Raw genomic sequence first — 16,820 nt, forward strand, 5'->3', positions numbered from 1 at the left:
TTGAATTCATTATGCCTGTCCCTCAAAACTATAAAAAAACCGGAAGAATTTCCGCAAAGTCACTCGTTTTAAATCAACTACAAGATTGGATTATAGAAGGTGTTTTACAACCTGATGAAAAGATTAATGACGGGGAATTGGCGGAAGCACTAGGAGTAAGCAGAACACCAGTTAGAGAAGCTTTACAAATTTTAGAGCTTTCTGGGTTAGTCGAAATGATTCCCGGCCAAAAAACGAAAATTACTCCTATTAAATTTGAAGATATATCTATCATTTATGAGACAATGGCTGGTCTTCACTCAATTATTGGAAAGCAAGCACTTCAAAATATTACAGACTCTGATATTAAACTACTCTCCGAGATAAATGATGATTTCCAACAATCTATAGAGGAAAAAAACTCAAAACGAGCTTTAGAACTAGATATACAATTTCACAATACAATTACGTCTATTGCTAAAAATCGATATATTGAACCTTTTCTAGAAAATATGCAGCTTCACGTTTTACGTCTTGAATATTTATTTTTCCAAAACTTTGTTCCTGCGAGTCAATCTATTAAAGAACATCACTCTATCATTCAAGCATTGCAAAAGCAAAATGAACAACAAATGGAACAAATGATGTCTCAAAACTGGCTCCGTCCTATGAAAGAGATACAAAAAATGATTTCTATGAAATAATAATAGAGCTGGTTACACAAAAATGTAACCAGCTCATCTTTTATTAATCTATATAGCTATGCCTGAATATCCGCATAATCTTCCATGTCTTCGTACTCTTTTTCCAATTCCTCTAAAGACAGCTCGTATAATTGTCGGTCGCGAATCTTAAACACACCTGCTCCAATTAACTCATCAATTAAATGCCTCTTACGATTTTCAACAGCAAAACGGAGTTGACTACTCATCTTTTAAAAAACTCCTTTCTACGATCATTGAAAATGATAATCTTTATCAATTACCACTTTTGATTATAAAAGATGATTCTTAATAAGTAAAGTAATCTTATGAAATATTTACCTTACAAAGTATTTGTGGCCACATTATATATATGTATGCTGCGCGAAAAATGTTATGACACTTTTTCTTATCCTTTTTCTTTCATACTTTGCAAGTTGTCTCACTATGATTAAATTCACCATCTATTTCTACTTGAATGGTGACATGTTCTACATGAAACTTCTCCTTTAATACATCCGTAGCCTCTTTTAATACACTTTGTGTTTCATTACCTTTAATAATCAAATGGCAAGTTAATACTTGAAAATCAGATGTGACAGACCATATGTGCAAATCATGTACTTCTTTTACAATCGTAATATTTAATAAAGTACTTTTTATCTCTTCAACATTTATATGTTGTGGTGCACCTTCCATTAATATATGGACCGTATCACGTGTTACACGCCATCCACTAATAATGACTAAAATAGACACAAGAATACTAGCAATCGCATCTGCAACAGTCCATCCGAAAAATTTAATACATAGCGCAGCAATAATCGCTCCGACTGATCCTAATAGATCGCCTAATACGTGTAAGAAAGCACTTCTTAAATTCAAATTCCCCTTCACATCTCCGCCTCTCATTAATATCCAAGCTGATAAAATATTAATAAGCAGACCAAGTACAGCAATAATGAGCATCCCATTACTAGCAATCTCAACTGGTTCTTTAAAACGGCGAATTGCTTCAATAAAAATGTATACTGAAATGACAATAAGAACGACACCGTTACATAATGCCGCTAACATTTCGACTCGTTTATACCCGTATGTTTTCGCAGTTGTTGCTGTTTTTTCTCCAAGCTTGAACGCAAGTAAACTTAGCGCTAAGGATACTGCATCACTTAACATATGCCCCGCGTCAGATAATAGTGCTAAGCTATTTGTTACAAATCCCCCAATAACTTCAGCAATCATAAAGCTTGTTGTTAATAAGAAGGCAATTAATAACGCTTTTTTATTTTTTGAATGACCGTGATCATGTGAGTGTCCCATACAAATGCTCCTTTAAGTGCAATACCTGTATGTTAGTATGAAACACATTCCCTATCTTTATCCCCCATTAATGCCCGGTAGTGAACGCTACTAATCCGTAGAAGATGAACAATACCCTACTGATTAAAGTTTCACTTTATCCCGCTTACTCTGTATACACACTTCGCTTTTTTTCAAACAAGTCCTTTTTCTCAACAAAAAATAAGACTACTTCTTTTTCAGCTTCATATTGTTTACTAATGAAAGAAATTTGAAGGGGGTTATTGAATTGAAACGACTATTTCTCTGTATGGAACGTGAACTTATTGTTGTAAAAGAACGATATGGTAACTATGAAACCTCATATCACTTACAAAATATGCAACCTACTTGTATCGCAGTTGATCCATCCCTAAAGAATCGTGTATATTGCGGCACATTTGGACGAGGTTTATGGCTAAGTGACGATGGCGGAGATTCGTGGAAACCAATTGGAGATTCATATCGTTACTTTGATTTCCCGAAAGAAGATGGGATTTTACACTCTTCGATCACTTCCATTACGATAAGCCCTATTGAACAAGTTAACGGATATGGCGTCGTTTATGTAGGAACAGAACCTAGTGCTTTATTCCGTTCAGAAAATGGTGGTGAAACGTGGACTGAACTTAAAAATATGAAATCATTATTATCTTCTTATACGTGGGCTTTCCCGCCTAGACCTTTTACCCATCACGTACGCTGGATTACAGTTGATCCAAACAACCCAAATACAGTCCATGTTTCAATTGAAGCTGGTGCTGTTATTCAAAGTAACGATAGAGGGCATACATGGATTGATAAAAAGTTCGGTGCTCCTATCGATGCGCATCAATTACTCATGCACCCTGAAGCTCCAAATCGCCTTTATGCATCATGTGGTGATGGATTTATGGGTGGACCTGATCGCGCATACCTTGAAAGTTATAACAGTGGAAACAGCTGGATTTCATGTAGTGACGGACTTGAGCATCATTATTTATACAGCATGGCTATCGATCCGGCTGATTGCGATACAATTCTCGTTTCTGCCGCACCAAGTGCCGATCTCGCTCATCACCGTATTCCTTATGAATCTTATATTTATCGAAAAACGAAAGATACTCCGTTCGAGCAAGTACAACAAGGTCTACCATCTGCAATTGGTACAGTCATTTCGATGTTTGCTACAAATCCAGCAGAACCACATACGTTTTACACTTTAAATAACAATGGCGTCTTTCAATCCAATGATAGCGGCGAATCGTGGGAACAACTAAACATTCCGTGGAAAGATGAGTATAAAACGCAGCATCCACATGCATTGCTCGTTACTAGTTCTTAACAAAAAGAGACTGCCTTCATTTTAAGGCAGTCTCTTTATTTATTTCTTTAAATCAATGACAATATCATCTAACACTATATCTTTACTCTTCGCTTCTTTTTTCGGCACTTCTATTTTCTTCTCTTTCCCATTCACATATTCCACTCCACCATGATTTTCAGGTGTATGCACTCGTAAGTGTACGCGTGGTGTAACGATAAGCTTTGTTGCATTTTCGTTCAGTTTTTGGAATGTGGCACTCCATCGAATATTGTAAGGATCGTGGCCACTTCCTCCATTTCCTTCACCCGAATAATCATTCCCTAAATCATCCTTAACTGTCAATTCAACATCTACACTATCCCATTCTTTCCTCGCACCCTTAGAAACTTCTTGATTGTAATAAAGAATAAATGAAACCGGCGACATTGCGACCTTTTCCATATTTGCCTTTATACCTTCTTTTTCCGAACTTCCACCAATTGTTCTCTCTTTACTATCCATTGATTTTACAGTTAACGCGAAATTCCAATTACCTTGTATTGATTTTTTCCTATCTGGCATCTCTATTCCCTCTATATTCCATCTAAAATTTACTTTGTCCTTTTTATTACTATCATGGTGCGTCGTTGTTACCATACCTACATACTTTTTTTCAGTAACTTTAGTCATTTTCCCACTTCCTGAACTACCATGAGCGTCCATTATATCCAATCCGCCTAATATAATAGGATCATCCCCTAAGTCTTGCTCACTTTCCAGTGAATACGTTATAGATAATGTTCTGCCATCAGAAATTACATCATTAATTGTAACCTTAACCCCATTACTCTCTCTCGTCATATTCAATTCAGTCGAAAACTCTTTATAATTTTCATATAATCCTGTTCTACCGTTATCTAAAAAGCGGAATATGTCACCTACAATTGGCAATCCCCCGGCATATGTAGGAAATCCGATACCGAGTGTTGCAACTGAGAGTCCTACTAAAATAGATGCAGCAGCGACACCTTTTTTCCAAGTTTTCATCTTTTTCTTCGTACGTATCGATTGTTTTACATTACGCTTCACTTTTTCTTTTTCAATTTCAGAAGCCTCAATTTCCTCAAGTTCTTTTTCATCTATATCAATATCATTTAATAGTTCATAAATGTCTTTCATATTGCACTACCTCCAAAACTAATATTCGTAGCATTTTGTTGTAGTTTCTTTTTTCCACGGTACACTCGATTATCGATCGCCGCCCTGGTTAATCCTAACTTGTCTCCTATTTCCTCTGTCTTCATACCGAGAAGATATTTCATAATGAATACTTTTTGATCTAACGGTTCCAATTGATTAATAAGCTTCAATAACTCTTCCCTATCTTCCATAAGAATTAATTCGTCTTCTGCCGATTTTTCCGTACTTATATGAAACTCATCTGAAATGATTTCTACTTTTTTAGTCGCTTTCCGGTAATAATCAATTGCCTTAAACTTTGCAATCGCTGCAATCCATTTTTTAAAATCACTCGGCTCTCCATGAAACTTATTTGCGTTATTCCAAATGGAAAGAAATATATCATTTACACATTCCTCAATGAGTCCATCATTTTGAACTGAAAGAAGAACTTTGTGCGTTATCCCCTTTATGAGCGGTAAGTATGTATCGACAACAAATTCTAGCGCATCTTCTTTTTGCCGCTGTAATCTTTTTATAAAATTTTTCTCATTTGATTTCATGTAGCGAGTCCCCTTATTTTTTTGTAAAAGCTTTTACACCCTATATAACGTTTTGGAAATTTTTTTCTCTCATCTTTTTTTATTTTTTGTATGTAATGGGATACTTTTCCTTATCCATTGTCTCATATAAATATAAGCTTGAAGAAAATTTTCTCAAGTCTGTAATTCAATTAGTGTAGTACACTATTTATGCAAACACTCTTTAACCTGGTGTACATTTCATTTAATTAATCTACTTTTATAATTTTAAATTAGGAGATGAGATATGTATGTGTGGAATTACAGGTTGGGTAGATTGGAAAAAGAACCTTTCAAATCAACATGTTATTTTAGAAAAGATGGCAAATAGTATTGGGCATCGTGGACCTGATGCTGAAGGATTTTGGTTTTCACCTCGTGCGGCCTTTGCACACCGACGTTTAATTGTTATTGATCCAGAAGGTGGGACACAGCCGAAGATATTTCGTGCTGGTGATTATACGTATGCTCTTACTTATAATGGAGAAATTTATAATTTCCGTGAGCTGAGAGAACAACTTCGAAAATGTGGTCATGCATTTGAAACGCATTCAGATACAGAAGTATTACTACATGCTTATTTAGAATGGAAAGAAGATTGCGTACAACATTTAAACGGAATTTTCGCTTTCGCCTTATGGGATGATCAAAAGCAACAACTGTTTTTAGCACGCGATCATTTAGGCGTAAAGCCACTCTTTTATACAGAAAGAAATGACAGTATTATTTTCGGATCTGAAATAAAGGCACTACTAGCTCATCCATCTATTCCTGCTGAAATTGATGCGGACGGCATAAATGAAATATTTGGATTAGGCTTATTTCGAACTCCAGGATGTGGCGTCTTTAAACATATTCAAGAAGTTCGTGCTGGACACTCTATAACATTCACACGTGATAACAAAGTAGTTCAAAAGTATTGGAATTTAGAAAGTAAAATTCATACAGATTCTACTGAAGATACATCATCACATATTTTATCTATTTTACAAGATACAGTAAAAAGACAATTAATTGCCGATGTTCCTCTCGTCTGTATGTTATCAGGCGGATTAGACTCTAGCGGTATTACTGCACTAGCGGGTAAAGAATTTGCAGCGGAAAATAAAACACTTCATACGTATTCCGTTGATTTTGTAAATAGCGCAAAAGATTTCGAGCTGACATTTGCACGTACTGGTTTAGATGCTCCTTGGGTAAAACGCGTTTCTGAACATGTAGGGACATCGCACCATGATATTATTGTGAATGCTGAAGAGTTAGCAAATCACTTATTCGTTCCCCTCCGTGCAAAAGATTTACCGAGTGCTGGCGAAATGGAAACTTCACTATATTTACTATTTTGCGAAATGAAAAAAGATGCAACCGTAGCTTTATCTGGAGAATCTGCTGATGAAGTATTCGGGGGATATCCTTGGTTTCATCAAGAAGAACTATTATATGTAGATAAGTTTCCGTGGTTAACAAACTGGAAAAACACATCTTCTCTATTATTAAGCGAAGTAACAAATCAATGTAATCCTGAGCATTATGTTAATAAACGATTCCATGAGGCTGCTCTTGAAGTACCTACTCTTGAAGGGGAAAGTAAAAAATCCGCGAAACAACGTCAAATGTTTTATTTATTTTTAACGAGATTCCTTCCGTTCTTACTCGACCGTAAAGACCGTATGAGTATGGCTGTAGGATTTGAAGTTCGTGTACCATTTTGCGATTATAGATTAGTTGAATATTTGTGGAATGTTCCTTTCAACATAAAAAGCATTGATAATATTGAAAAAGGCATTTTACGTAGAGCACTGAAACCAGCTTTACCTGATGACGTACGAAATAGAAGAAAAAGTGCTTATCCAACTTCACAAGATCCACATTATTTACAAACAATCCGTCATTTATCACTCGACATGTGCAGTAATAAAAACAATCCTATTTTCTCACTTATTAATCATTCCACATTACTTGCTATTGCCGATCAAAGTAACAAAGAGATTACCAATTTTGAAGCAAGAAGTGCTATGGAGTATATGCTACAAGTAAATGAATGGTTAAAAACGTATCATATTCATATTGCTTAACAAAAAAGAGTTCAAGGACAAAAAAACTTGAACTCTCTTTCAGTTATTAATTGGCACATTGTCTATTTTCAGTATCGATGGACCAGCCAATAATAGTGGCACAATCTCTACCTTTCCACTGAAGTACATTTGTTAATACAGGCTCAATCTGTAAACAAGTTCCGTCGTGTAATATTTCTACTAAAGATTGATCATCATCAAACTTTAGTTTATCACACTCTAAAATACCATCCGTTGCCATTACAATGTGATTCTGACCTTTTTCTAATCCCCTTACCCCTGATGTAAAACAAGGTGTATTCGCTGCAAAAACATTTTTTCTTCCTATATATTCATAGTTCTTACGCTTATTTAGCCTACCTTTTCCATTTTTCGTTTGCTCTGAATGGAATAAATACGCGAAGCAATCACCAACTGATAGCCAATATAAGAACTCGCCTTTTCGTAAACAAATTAAACATGCAAGTTCCTCATCATCTTGGTCACATTTCTCGATAAAGAGCTCATCTGTAAATAACGCTAATAAATACATATGTGTATGATGAAAAGCTAAATGGATTGGGTATGAAAATAATTCTTTTAGTTTCTCTTTTCTTTCTGAAATTGCTTCTATTATATAATGGATATTTTTCGTTTTGTGGTGTGTATCAAAAATCATAACAAATTCAAATTCTAAATTCGGATCCCACCAAGCTAGCACTGCATCTCCTCTTTCATATGCATCACTCTCTTGATTTCCTCCATATACGCCGACTGAAAGAGGACCACATTTTTCAACATGTATTTGATCTACATACATCTTTTCATGACTAATCCATTTAAATGTATTCACAGCTATCATCCTCTCTCTTGCTAAATGTATACCTTTACACATAGATTACCTTATATTTCAATAAAAATAAACTTTTTCAACATTTTTTATAAGAATAACAGGATTTTAATTCTTACAAAGCGAATATATCTTATAATACGACATAAAAATTAAGGGGAATTATAATATGAAAGACATTAATCCACATTGGGAGACAATCTACTACCACTTACGCTATGAATATGAAGACAATCTTACTCATCAAGCAATTCGTATTTTACAAATCACTTCCCGAGAGAAAGATATAACAATTGGAAAAATTGCTTCTGAACTTGGTTTATCTCATAACACAGCGTCCGAACATGTAAAACGCCTTATTCAAAAAGGATTTATTATTAAAGAAAGAAATAAACAAGATGAACGAGTTGTGAATCTTACACTAACGACAGAAGGAATTGAAGCATTAGAAAAGCATACTTTGCTAGACAAAGAAAAGATACAAATATTAGAATCACAGTTATCAAAAGAAGAGCAACAACTAATAGAAAAAGCCTTTTCGTTATTAGCTAAGGAGGCAAAATATGCATTTCCTCGTTAAGGTCATCGTCTCCGCCCTCATTATTGGGGGTGTAACCGAATTTGCCAAATATTTTAGTACGCTTGGTGGCTTTATCGCAGCCCTTCCTCTTATTAGTTTACTTAGTTTATTTTGGATTTCTTTCGAAGGTGGGAGTAAACAAGAATTAAGTCAATTCGCTTTAGGCGTATTATATGGATTTCCTGCATCTGCACTACTATTATTTATTGTTTATATCGGTTTAAAGAACTCCTTTTCACTTAGTACATCTATACTCTTTGGCATAGTCGCCTGGTGTATCGCCTTTACTTGCCAAAAAGTATTTCAAGCTTAGGGGGAATTACTATTAATAGATCAGTAGAGATATTTGGACAAACTGTAGAAGTATATATGAGAGGTAGCAGTAAACAAACTGTAGTCATTCAAACAGGAATGGGATGCTCATTTTATGATTGGCTTCCTATTATAGAAAAGCTTTCACAAAAATTTACAGTCATTTCATATCATCGCCCAGGTTATGGATAAAGCGAGCTAGGAACTAATCCACGTACAACAATGCAAGTCGTAAAAGAACTACATATGTTACTACATGAACTAGATATTTATGAGCCAATCATTTTAATCGGTCATTCCTATGGAGGTTTATGCGCACAACATTTTGCAATGTTACATGAAGATAGGCTGCAAGCACTTCTTTTAGTTGATTCTACTTCCATGAACTTACACCGATTAGATGAACTGCATTTACCAGTTTCTGATCAAACTGATTCTGATGATATGTGGCTACAAAAATATCATACTTACTCCAACATGGATGCAGACGCACTTTATAATGAACTAAAATCTATACTCGTCAATGCAACAACACAGCATATCAAATTTTCCACATCTCCTTCCTTATATAAAGCGACAGCTGCTGAACTGTCCGAGTGGAAATATTGCGCTCGCTCAATAAAAAAACAACATATAGCATTAGAAATACCATTAATCGTTATCGGTAGAGATCCCCAATATTCTGTTGCTCAATTGATTGAGGGCGGTATGCCAAAAGAAGAAGCTACACAACTTGAAGATATGTGGCAAGAACTTATTCGTGAACAACTAAATCTCTCAATAAATAGCCAATATATTTTGGCTGAACATGCTAGTCATGGGATAGAAAATGATCGCCCAGATACTATCATTGAAGCCATTCACTCATTGTCAATAAAAAAAGGAAGCAACTGAAGTTGCTTCCTTACTTATCTATTCATAGTCTTCTTCGTCATCATCAACTTCTTCATAATACGAACTCCCATTGCTTACATATATAGGACCATTCGCAACATCAATACGTAATACCCATGCCCATGGCACAGCTAAACGTTTATGTATTGCTCTCCAAAAGTTCATTGATTTTCTTTCGTACTCCTGGAACTCCTGAAGTAACTCTTTATAGGAGGAACCGTCTAACTGAATATTTGCTTCTAATAAACGAGAATGGGCATAGTACTGTAACTCTAGTTCAGCAGCAATCTCCATTTCTTCTTCCGTTGCCATACCTATAATTGCTCCATCTGCTGGTGCGATTTCATATACGTTGTGAACTTCAATAAGCCCTTCTTTCTCTTTCTCAAACATGTAAACAGCCTCCTTTAACCAATATTTTTTATGTTACAAAGTCATACTTCTACAATACCTTCTCTCTTTCCTCTTTTTTTGATAAACTTTTACAAAATGTTTATCCGATGACCTGTTTTCTCTACTCTTTCAGCAGAAATGAAACGATTATTATCAAAAGTTAATTTATACACATCAGGCATATGAAGTGTTTTCCAAAACTGAAAATCATATTTCGAATCAAAATAATTCATTAGTAATACCATAATATTTCCATGAGTACCTATTACAATATTCTTATCTTTATATTTTCTTAATATACTTTGCATACATATTACAGCACGCCTTTGCGCTATATTACTTGATTCCCCACCTTCGTATGCAAAAGTCCAGTCTTCCCACACTTTCTGAATAGCATCGTTAAAATCTGTTACTGGCTCTTTACTTAATAACCTCTCTCTTAAATCTTCTTCCAGTTGTATTGATAAATTATATGTATTCGCAATCCCTTGCACAGTTTGCATTGCCCTTTTGTACGGACTAGAAATCACAACATCAATATGTTTATCTTTTAATAAGCGTGTTACATGCTGCGTATCTAACAAACCTTTTTCAGATAAAGGCCTTTCACGTTCTTCTTTTGTATATGTAGAGTGGGCATGGCGAACGAAATATATTGTGGTCATTTTTCAACTTCCCTTCTTATTTTCAATCTATATTCAATGAAGTAAATAAGAAATCCTGTATTATGAAAAGAAAAAGGACGCTTTCTAAAAAGCGCCCTTGTTTACATAATAAAATTATTTCGTTATAATTTCCTTCTAAACTCTTCATCTGTTATAGTATCTTGAATAAAATAATCTATATTATTTCTCAGCTTTTGGTATGCAACTTGATCTTCTATATCGTTAAACATAATTACAACTTCTACCTTATTCCCCTTCTTATCTGTAGTATACAAACTTTTTGTCAATACGAATGCGGTAGAGCCACCTTTTTGACCAGCGTATTCTAACTTACTATTATTAACTGTTCCTTTGAAAATATTCTCGATTTCTTCTTGCATTGATTTTGGAAAATAATTTCTACTATTTATCTTTTTCATTATACTCATATAGTCTTTAGCGTTTGCACCCACTAATCGATCTGACCAAATTCGCTGAAATTCCATATCTACTTTTAATGGGATATCCCTTTTTTTCCATTCTTCTTCATCTTTCATCCATTCATGAATTTGTAACACATGTTTATTATACTCATCCTTTGACATGTTACGTATCATTTCTAACGATTGATTTTCTGGCTGATGAAGCTCTTTTTCTACATACCCTCTCATATATAGTGAAGCAGTATACGACGTGAACTTGTCATGACTAGTAAGCTCTAACTCTTTTATACTTTCATTTACTCTTTCTATTCCAAGCTTATCTAACAAATATGTTGTATTTGCATTAGAACTATAATGAATCATCCCTTTAGCGACTTCTTCTAAAGCGATGTGTTCATTTTTCACTAACTCTCTAGCTTTGGCATCTTCTAACCACGCAGGATGCGCTCCACCATCCGTGTTTTTAACGTAATATTTTTCTAGTTCCTGCAATGAAATTTGTTCATCACGACTTACTTTTCCTTCTGACACTTGTTTAGCAAATTCAACTGCTATTACGATTTTTGCCGTACTCGCTAATGGCAATTTTTTATTTTCATTTACAGATGTTACTACTTCGCCATTTCTTCTAATTAGTAATGAAAGTGATTCATCACCTTTATGTTCTTTTATGTAATTTAATACGTAATTAGGATCTTCTTTCGACAAATAATATCTCATAATGACAAAGAAAGCTATAACGGCTACTATAATCACTCCTGCAACAATTCCTATAATCTTTAATATGTTCACAATATGCCCCCTCTAGAAATTCCCTTCTATATAATAATTATAACGAATAAAAATACAAAATTATACAAAATAGAGTAACTCTTCCTAAAAAAAGAAAGAGTTACTCTATTTCACATGATGTTATGTGTCCATTTAACGTAACAACTATATTTGAGTCGTCACTTTCTTTAACGCTATTTAGTCGATTTGAGTTAGGAGGACCAATTACAACTGACTCCTTAATTGGCGAAAGATCCTTTCCCAATTTTTCTGCACTTACACCGTATGCAGCTTGAAATACTTCTGGCGGTGTTAATCTAAGTATGTCTGATCCTTCTGCTGTTTCAAACTGATCGTTATTGAAGAATAAATGTAACTGTACTTCCTCTGTTACGGCCGTGATCCAGTGCCACCATCCCATTGGAATAAAGACCGTTTGCCCCGCTTTCAAATGATAATTTTGCAATTGATTCGTTTCAGGATTTAATATAGAAGTAACGGCTTCCCCTGAGACAACAACATCTAATTCCCAAGCATTCGGATGCCAATGTGGTTCTCGCATATGCCCCTTCGTCATAAACAAATCAACAAAGGCTCCTCCAATCATCGCCGGTAATTGTGTTGACGTTACTTCATACGCAACATTTTTCTCATCTCTTTTAAAAAAGACATTCTTTCTTGAATCAAAGAAAAGATTTGGCGTTCCTGAGCTTTTCTTTAAATTTTTATTATCTGTAACATAACCTGAATTACTCATTTTATCCCTCTTTCCCGCTCCGAACATTTCTGATTTCACACTGTATCGTATGGGATTTTTTTAGGAATGTGCCTATTAACAACATAACAAAAAAACATGCTTTCATTACGACAGCATGTTTTGTGATATTCTTCACATTTTTCAGTTAAAAAATAAACTTTTTACTTACCATGATGTAACATTAAATCACTAAGTTCTTCTTCAATGTGATTTAATTTCGCAACGCCTTCTTTCCATTTATGAATATAACGTGAAACCCCGACAATAAATAAAACAATAATTGTAGAAAGAATAATACCATATACGATTGTTACAGTACTCATAGTTACACTTCCTTATAATTAGTAATGTTGTTATTAGTTATATTTTTATTATAAACCTTTTTCTTTTAAAATACTTCAATTTCAACTTTTTGTAACAAAATTGATTTTTCTAACATTTCGTTCATAAAAATGGCATATTTTTCACAAATTATACAAAACTTCACCATATGTACTATTACCATATGAGTTATATTGTTAAATAGGATAAAGTGAAATTTTAGTCAGTAAGGGGTATCTATCCCACACTGATTATTAGCCCGCACCAACCAGGCTTTTACGGACCGTTACTGTGGGATAAAGGGGATGAAATACTATGACAACTTGGTTTATTGTAATGTTAGTTGTATTTGGGGCATTTAAAATTATCGTTTCTAGCCTTCCTAACTCTGTTATTGAATCCATTATTAGCAGGTACGAAACACATCCACAACTTGAAGAAGAGAATGTGACTGTTACAATCAATGGAAATAACTTAGAAGGCGAAAAGAAATCCAAAATTATTCATGATTTTAACGAAGGTTTATTTTTAGATCGCTATTATGCACCACCACACAATGAGGGAACTCCTTTAATTATCAATGCAAAACGTGGCAAAAAAGATTTTACCTTTTATATTTATAGTCATGAAGAACATGTCGACGTTGTAAAGCAATATAAAAAGAAGGTAGTTGCTTATAGTTTACGCTCTAAAAACCTTCAAAATAATGATATGTTCGTATCAGCTGATTTAGCTTAATACTCATATATTAGAAAAAGGAATCCATCTGGCTACGGATTCCTTTTTTCCTATACATGTTAAGTCAATTCTACGCATTCCATTGCAAGTGAATATACATTTTTATATCCTGCTATGCTAAGCTTTTTCTGTAATTGATCCGTATCCTCTTTCAAAGCGTGTACTAACACCGTATGTTCTGGTAATAATGTATTTAACATTTCTTTAACATCACTTATACTTTGGTGAACCTTATACGGAACTCGTTCCACTCTACATCCTTTACTTACACGTTCTTTCATCATCTTTTCTGCAAAACTACCTTTCGCAATATGTCCAGTAAAGATAATGGAATTTCGTTCTTCATGCCGAAGTTGTTCATAATACAACTGTGCTCGTTTCGTTTGCATATTCGCATCACTCATTACAACTATTCCGTAACTATTTTGCATACATATATCATTATCCATAACTATTATGCTTCTTTTTAAACTCTCCAGAATCCGCTCAAGTTTTTCATTATTTTTCAGCCAATCTTTATATATGAACATCTCTTCAAAACCGACCAAAATTTCTTTATCTACTATAAGCGGAAATTCTTTATATCGTTCATATAAATAAAATACTATATCTTGCGCCCTACCAAGTGGAGGCAGTGGTAGTAATGCTATTCCTTTATTTTGCGCAACTCGTTCAATTTCTGCACATAGTTCGTCTAATCTTTCAATTTGCGAAACATCATCAGTGTGGTAAGCAGCATCCACAATTGCGATTTTTATATCGCTTCGTAACTTCTCAGGTAAATTAGCTCGTAGTATATTAGACTCTGCTGAATAGTCCCCAGAATAAAATACGTATGTATTACACATATTCACTAAAAACCAAACCGCTCCTAATACATGTCCACTATACCCCCATTGAAACCGCAATGTAGGAGTAATTTGTATCCATTCATTTGGATTACCAATCTCATCAATACACACATAATTTAAATCTTTAATATTTTGGTCGTTATAAGGTAAATTCCACCCTTGCTTCAGATTGTAGTTTCTCCATTTTTCAAAATAAGCTGGCAGTCGCTCCTTCGTATAACGAGTTGTCCAAATTTTTTTCTTATATCCATACTTCGTCAATAAAGGTAAACCCATCGTATGATCTTCATGAATATGTGATAAAAATACCGCATCTAAAAATGGAACAACTTCTCTCTCTATTTTTGGATAACTATCCTCATACGATCGATTAATACCACAATCGAATACGATTTTCGTCTCTTTATTTTTTACAAAATAGCAGGAACGACCGTATTCTCCTGCTCCTCCCCATACTTCTACCCTCATCATGCTACCCCTTTTCGTTTTTGCTCCATATGTTGCAGAAGTAATAAGCACATTGTTGTAAGTCCAACAGAAACAACGGCCATCGCCATTCCTATAGATACTTCGCCCTGTTCAAATTGAGCAAAAATAAACGTTGCTGACGTTTCTACTGATGGAGGTAATACGAGAAGCGACGCTACTAACTCTCTTATCGAAATCGTAAATGTCATCGCCCATCCAGCAAGAATTCCTGGAATAATAAGAGGCAATATTATTTTTCTAAAAATATAAATATAGTTCCCAGAAAAAACGCTTCCCGCCTGTATAAGAGAATCATCAATTTGTCCGAGCGAAGCTTTTACATACTGCACCGTATAAGGTAGAAAAAGAACCACATACGTTACGATAACCATGACAGGTGTATTGTAAATTGACATAGGCATATATGGTGAATTCCAAAATAAAATAAGCCCTACAACCATCACTATTCCTGGTACCATATTCGGTAACATACCGCACATATCAAGCCATTTTTCAGAGGGATTTTTCCCCTTTCGAATCATAAGTGCTAAAAAGACTCCAATAATTACAGCAACAATCGCTGTTACGAGTGAAAAAAGAAAACTGTTCCATAAAGCTTCTAATCCTGGAGAACCCATTGTAAACAATGCTTCATAATGGCTCGTTGTAAAGTTATTTACATGTAAGCCACCACCTCTTAATTTCGACAATGAAGCGATCAGTATAGAAAAGTATGGAATGCCAATTGCTACTATTAGTAAACCAATTACATAAAACCATGCTATAACGCGCGCAAATATAGACAAAGTATACCTTTTAGATTTCACACCTTTTCCACTAACCATGGCATATGAATACTTTCGATTCAATACATTTTGCATATACCAAATAAGCATACACGCACTTAGTAATAAAGAAGATAATGCTGTTGCACTACTAAAATCAATTGGCCAACTCGAAATAAATTTATGGATTTCTGATGTTAGCACATGAAATCCTATTCTACGTCCGAATGTAGCTGGTGTTCCAAATTCAGCAATCGTCTTTACGAAAATGAGTAAAGCTCCCATTACATAACTTGATACCAATAACGGCAATATTATTTTTCTTAAACGGTAGAGGAAGCTTCCGCCATGAACTGCTGCAGCTTCTTCTTTACTACTTCCAATTTGAAGTAACGTGTTTTTTAACATGAAATAAAGAAATGGAAATAAATGCAGACTCATAATTAAAACCATACCGCCTAAACTAAAAAACGATGATGAAATCGGCTTTAAAGCCGGAAAAAATTGTTCAAAATAGCCGTTAGGTTGCATGAACAAAATCCAGCCCATCGATCCGATATAGGGCGGGGTCATAAATGGAATCATAAAAATAATATCTAACTTACTATACTTTCCAACATCTGTTTTACTCATAATGAATGCCAATGGAAATGCAAATACGATAGCTCCTATTACAACGAGTACACCTAGCAGCATCGAATTTAGAAAAATCCCAGCTAATCCACCACTCTGCATGACTTCAAAAGGCTTTAAAAAATTCCAACCACTATTTTCATATACACTAGAAAATAAAATGAGACAAAGCGGAATGACGATTAACATCGCCACAAGTAACAACGCTGCCGTCATTCCAACTTGTCTTACTGATACGAATCGATTTACCATGTAATCAC

General features: G+C 34.6%; 19 protein-coding genes and 1 pseudogene. 7 read left to right on the plus strand and 13 right to left on the minus strand.

Annotated features, from left to right (window positions below; genetic code table 11):
- The first annotated feature begins 11 nt into the window (after window positions 1-11).
- Window positions 12-683, plus strand: a complete 672-nt coding sequence (locus tag Q3V31_RS02630) for a GntR family transcriptional regulator (protein ID WP_002075325.1) — start codon at window positions 12-14, stop codon at window positions 681-683.
- A gap of 56 nt (window positions 684-739) precedes the next feature.
- Here the strand turns inward: Q3V31_RS02630 and fbpA are convergent, their stop codons facing one another.
- Together fbpA and Q3V31_RS02640 are read right to left on the minus strand one after the other, a co-directional pair.
- Window positions 740-910, minus strand: coding sequence for a Fur-regulated basic protein FbpA (fbpA, locus tag Q3V31_RS02635; RefSeq protein ID WP_000098301.1), 171 nt, complete (start codon window positions 908-910; stop codon window positions 740-742).
- Between the two features lie 193 nt (window positions 911-1,103).
- Entirely contained in the window at window positions 1,104-2,003 is a 900-nt protein-coding gene (locus Q3V31_RS02640) for a cation diffusion facilitator family transporter (RefSeq protein WP_000510021.1), read from the minus strand.
- Between the two features lie 268 nt (window positions 2,004-2,271).
- Between Q3V31_RS02640 and Q3V31_RS02645 the strand changes: the two genes are divergently transcribed.
- Window positions 2,272-3,345 carry a WD40/YVTN/BNR-like repeat-containing protein gene (locus Q3V31_RS02645; protein WP_329762127.1) on the plus strand — a complete coding sequence of 358 codons (1,074 nt, stop codon included), beginning with the start codon at window positions 2,272-2,274 and terminating at the stop codon, window positions 3,343-3,345.
- A 39-nt stretch (window positions 3,346-3,384) separates the two neighbouring features.
- On the opposite strand, the gene Q3V31_RS02650 is transcribed toward Q3V31_RS02645, so the two are convergent.
- A complete protein-coding gene (locus Q3V31_RS02650) occupies window positions 3,385-4,485 on the minus strand; it encodes a DUF4179 domain-containing protein (protein WP_016129090.1) in 1,101 nt (366 codons plus the stop codon).
- Entirely contained in the window at window positions 4,482-5,048 is a 567-nt protein-coding gene (locus Q3V31_RS02655) for a sigma-70 family RNA polymerase sigma factor (protein ID WP_000840026.1), read from the minus strand. Before Q3V31_RS02655 ends, Q3V31_RS02650 begins: the two co-directional genes overlap by 4 nt.
- 269 nt (window positions 5,049-5,317) lie before the next feature.
- Between Q3V31_RS02655 and asnB the strand changes: the two genes are divergently transcribed.
- Complete coding sequence (gene asnB, locus Q3V31_RS02660) at window positions 5,318-7,141, plus strand: asparagine synthase (glutamine-hydrolyzing) (RefSeq protein ID WP_097871787.1); 1,824 nt, start codon at window positions 5,318-5,320, stop codon at window positions 7,139-7,141.
- Between the two features lie 46 nt (window positions 7,142-7,187).
- Here asnB and Q3V31_RS02665 read toward each other — a convergent pair whose 3' ends face one another.
- Complete coding sequence (locus tag Q3V31_RS02665) at window positions 7,188-8,015, minus strand: PP2C family serine/threonine-protein phosphatase (RefSeq protein ID WP_002075330.1); 828 nt, start codon at window positions 8,013-8,015, stop codon at window positions 7,188-7,190.
- A 124-nt stretch (window positions 8,016-8,139) separates the two neighbouring features.
- Between Q3V31_RS02665 and Q3V31_RS02670 the strand changes: the two genes are divergently transcribed.
- The 3 genes and pseudogenes from Q3V31_RS02670 to Q3V31_RS02680 all read left to right on the plus strand — a co-directional run bounded on the left by Q3V31_RS02670 (window position 8,140) and on the right by Q3V31_RS02680 (window position 9,756).
- Entirely contained in the window at window positions 8,140-8,550 is a 411-nt protein-coding gene (locus Q3V31_RS02670) for a MarR family winged helix-turn-helix transcriptional regulator (RefSeq protein WP_000651915.1), read from the plus strand.
- Window positions 8,534-8,863, plus strand: coding sequence for a DUF3147 family protein (locus Q3V31_RS02675; protein WP_000545611.1), 330 nt, complete (start codon window positions 8,534-8,536; stop codon window positions 8,861-8,863). Before Q3V31_RS02670 ends, Q3V31_RS02675 begins: the two co-directional genes overlap by 17 nt.
- A pseudogene (locus Q3V31_RS02680) lies at window positions 8,824-9,756 on the plus strand (alpha/beta fold hydrolase). The gene Q3V31_RS02675 and the pseudogene Q3V31_RS02680 overlap by 40 nt, the downstream one beginning before the upstream one ends.
- An 18-nt stretch (window positions 9,757-9,774) precedes the next feature.
- Here Q3V31_RS02680 and Q3V31_RS02685 read toward each other — a convergent pair.
- From Q3V31_RS02685 to Q3V31_RS02710, 6 genes are all read right to left on the minus strand, one after another.
- Window positions 9,775-10,149 (minus strand): hypothetical protein, encoded by a 375-nt coding sequence (locus Q3V31_RS02685; RefSeq protein ID WP_000461761.1) that lies wholly within the window; start codon window positions 10,147-10,149, stop codon window positions 9,775-9,777.
- A gap of 89 nt (window positions 10,150-10,238) precedes the next feature.
- Window positions 10,239-10,814, minus strand: coding sequence for a histidine phosphatase family protein (locus Q3V31_RS02690; RefSeq protein ID WP_016129087.1), 576 nt, complete (start codon window positions 10,812-10,814; stop codon window positions 10,239-10,241).
- Between the two features lie 122 nt (window positions 10,815-10,936).
- Window positions 10,937-12,028 (minus strand): serine hydrolase, encoded by a 1,092-nt coding sequence (locus Q3V31_RS02695; protein ID WP_001023330.1) that lies wholly within the window; start codon window positions 12,026-12,028, stop codon window positions 10,937-10,939.
- A 100-nt stretch (window positions 12,029-12,128) separates the two neighbouring features.
- The gene (locus Q3V31_RS02700) at window positions 12,129-12,764 is read right to left on the minus strand and encodes a cupin domain-containing protein (protein ID WP_000071482.1); all 636 of its coding nucleotides are present in this window, start codon (window positions 12,762-12,764) and stop codon (window positions 12,129-12,131) included.
- A gap of 161 nt (window positions 12,765-12,925) precedes the next feature.
- Window positions 12,926-13,087 (minus strand): hypothetical protein, encoded by a 162-nt coding sequence (locus Q3V31_RS02705; protein WP_000109008.1) that lies wholly within the window; start codon window positions 13,085-13,087, stop codon window positions 12,926-12,928.
- A 65-nt stretch (window positions 13,088-13,152) separates the two neighbouring features.
- Entirely contained in the window at window positions 13,153-13,269 is a 117-nt protein-coding gene (locus Q3V31_RS02710) for a hypothetical protein (protein WP_002075341.1), read from the minus strand.
- A 131-nt stretch (window positions 13,270-13,400) separates the two neighbouring features.
- Here Q3V31_RS02710 and Q3V31_RS02715 point away from each other — a divergent pair, with 131 nt between their 5' ends.
- Window positions 13,401-13,823, plus strand: a complete 423-nt coding sequence (locus Q3V31_RS02715) for a YfmQ family protein (protein ID WP_000214584.1) — start codon at window positions 13,401-13,403, stop codon at window positions 13,821-13,823.
- Between the two features lie 59 nt (window positions 13,824-13,882).
- On the opposite strand, the gene Q3V31_RS02720 is transcribed toward Q3V31_RS02715, so the two are convergent.
- The gene (locus tag Q3V31_RS02720) at window positions 13,883-15,145 is read right to left on the minus strand and encodes an MBL fold metallo-hydrolase (protein WP_141435196.1); all 1,263 of its coding nucleotides are present in this window, start codon (window positions 15,143-15,145) and stop codon (window positions 13,883-13,885) included.
- Window positions 15,142-16,812, minus strand: coding sequence for an ABC transporter permease (locus Q3V31_RS02725; RefSeq protein ID WP_097871780.1), 1,671 nt, complete (start codon window positions 16,810-16,812; stop codon window positions 15,142-15,144). Before Q3V31_RS02725 ends, Q3V31_RS02720 begins: the two co-directional genes overlap by 4 nt.
- Window positions 16,813-16,820 lie beyond the last annotated feature (8 nt).

Source organism: Bacillus nitratireducens, assembly GCF_036320425.1.
Taxonomy (GTDB): domain Bacteria; phylum Bacillota; class Bacilli; order Bacillales; family Bacillaceae_G; genus Bacillus_A; species Bacillus_A nitratireducens.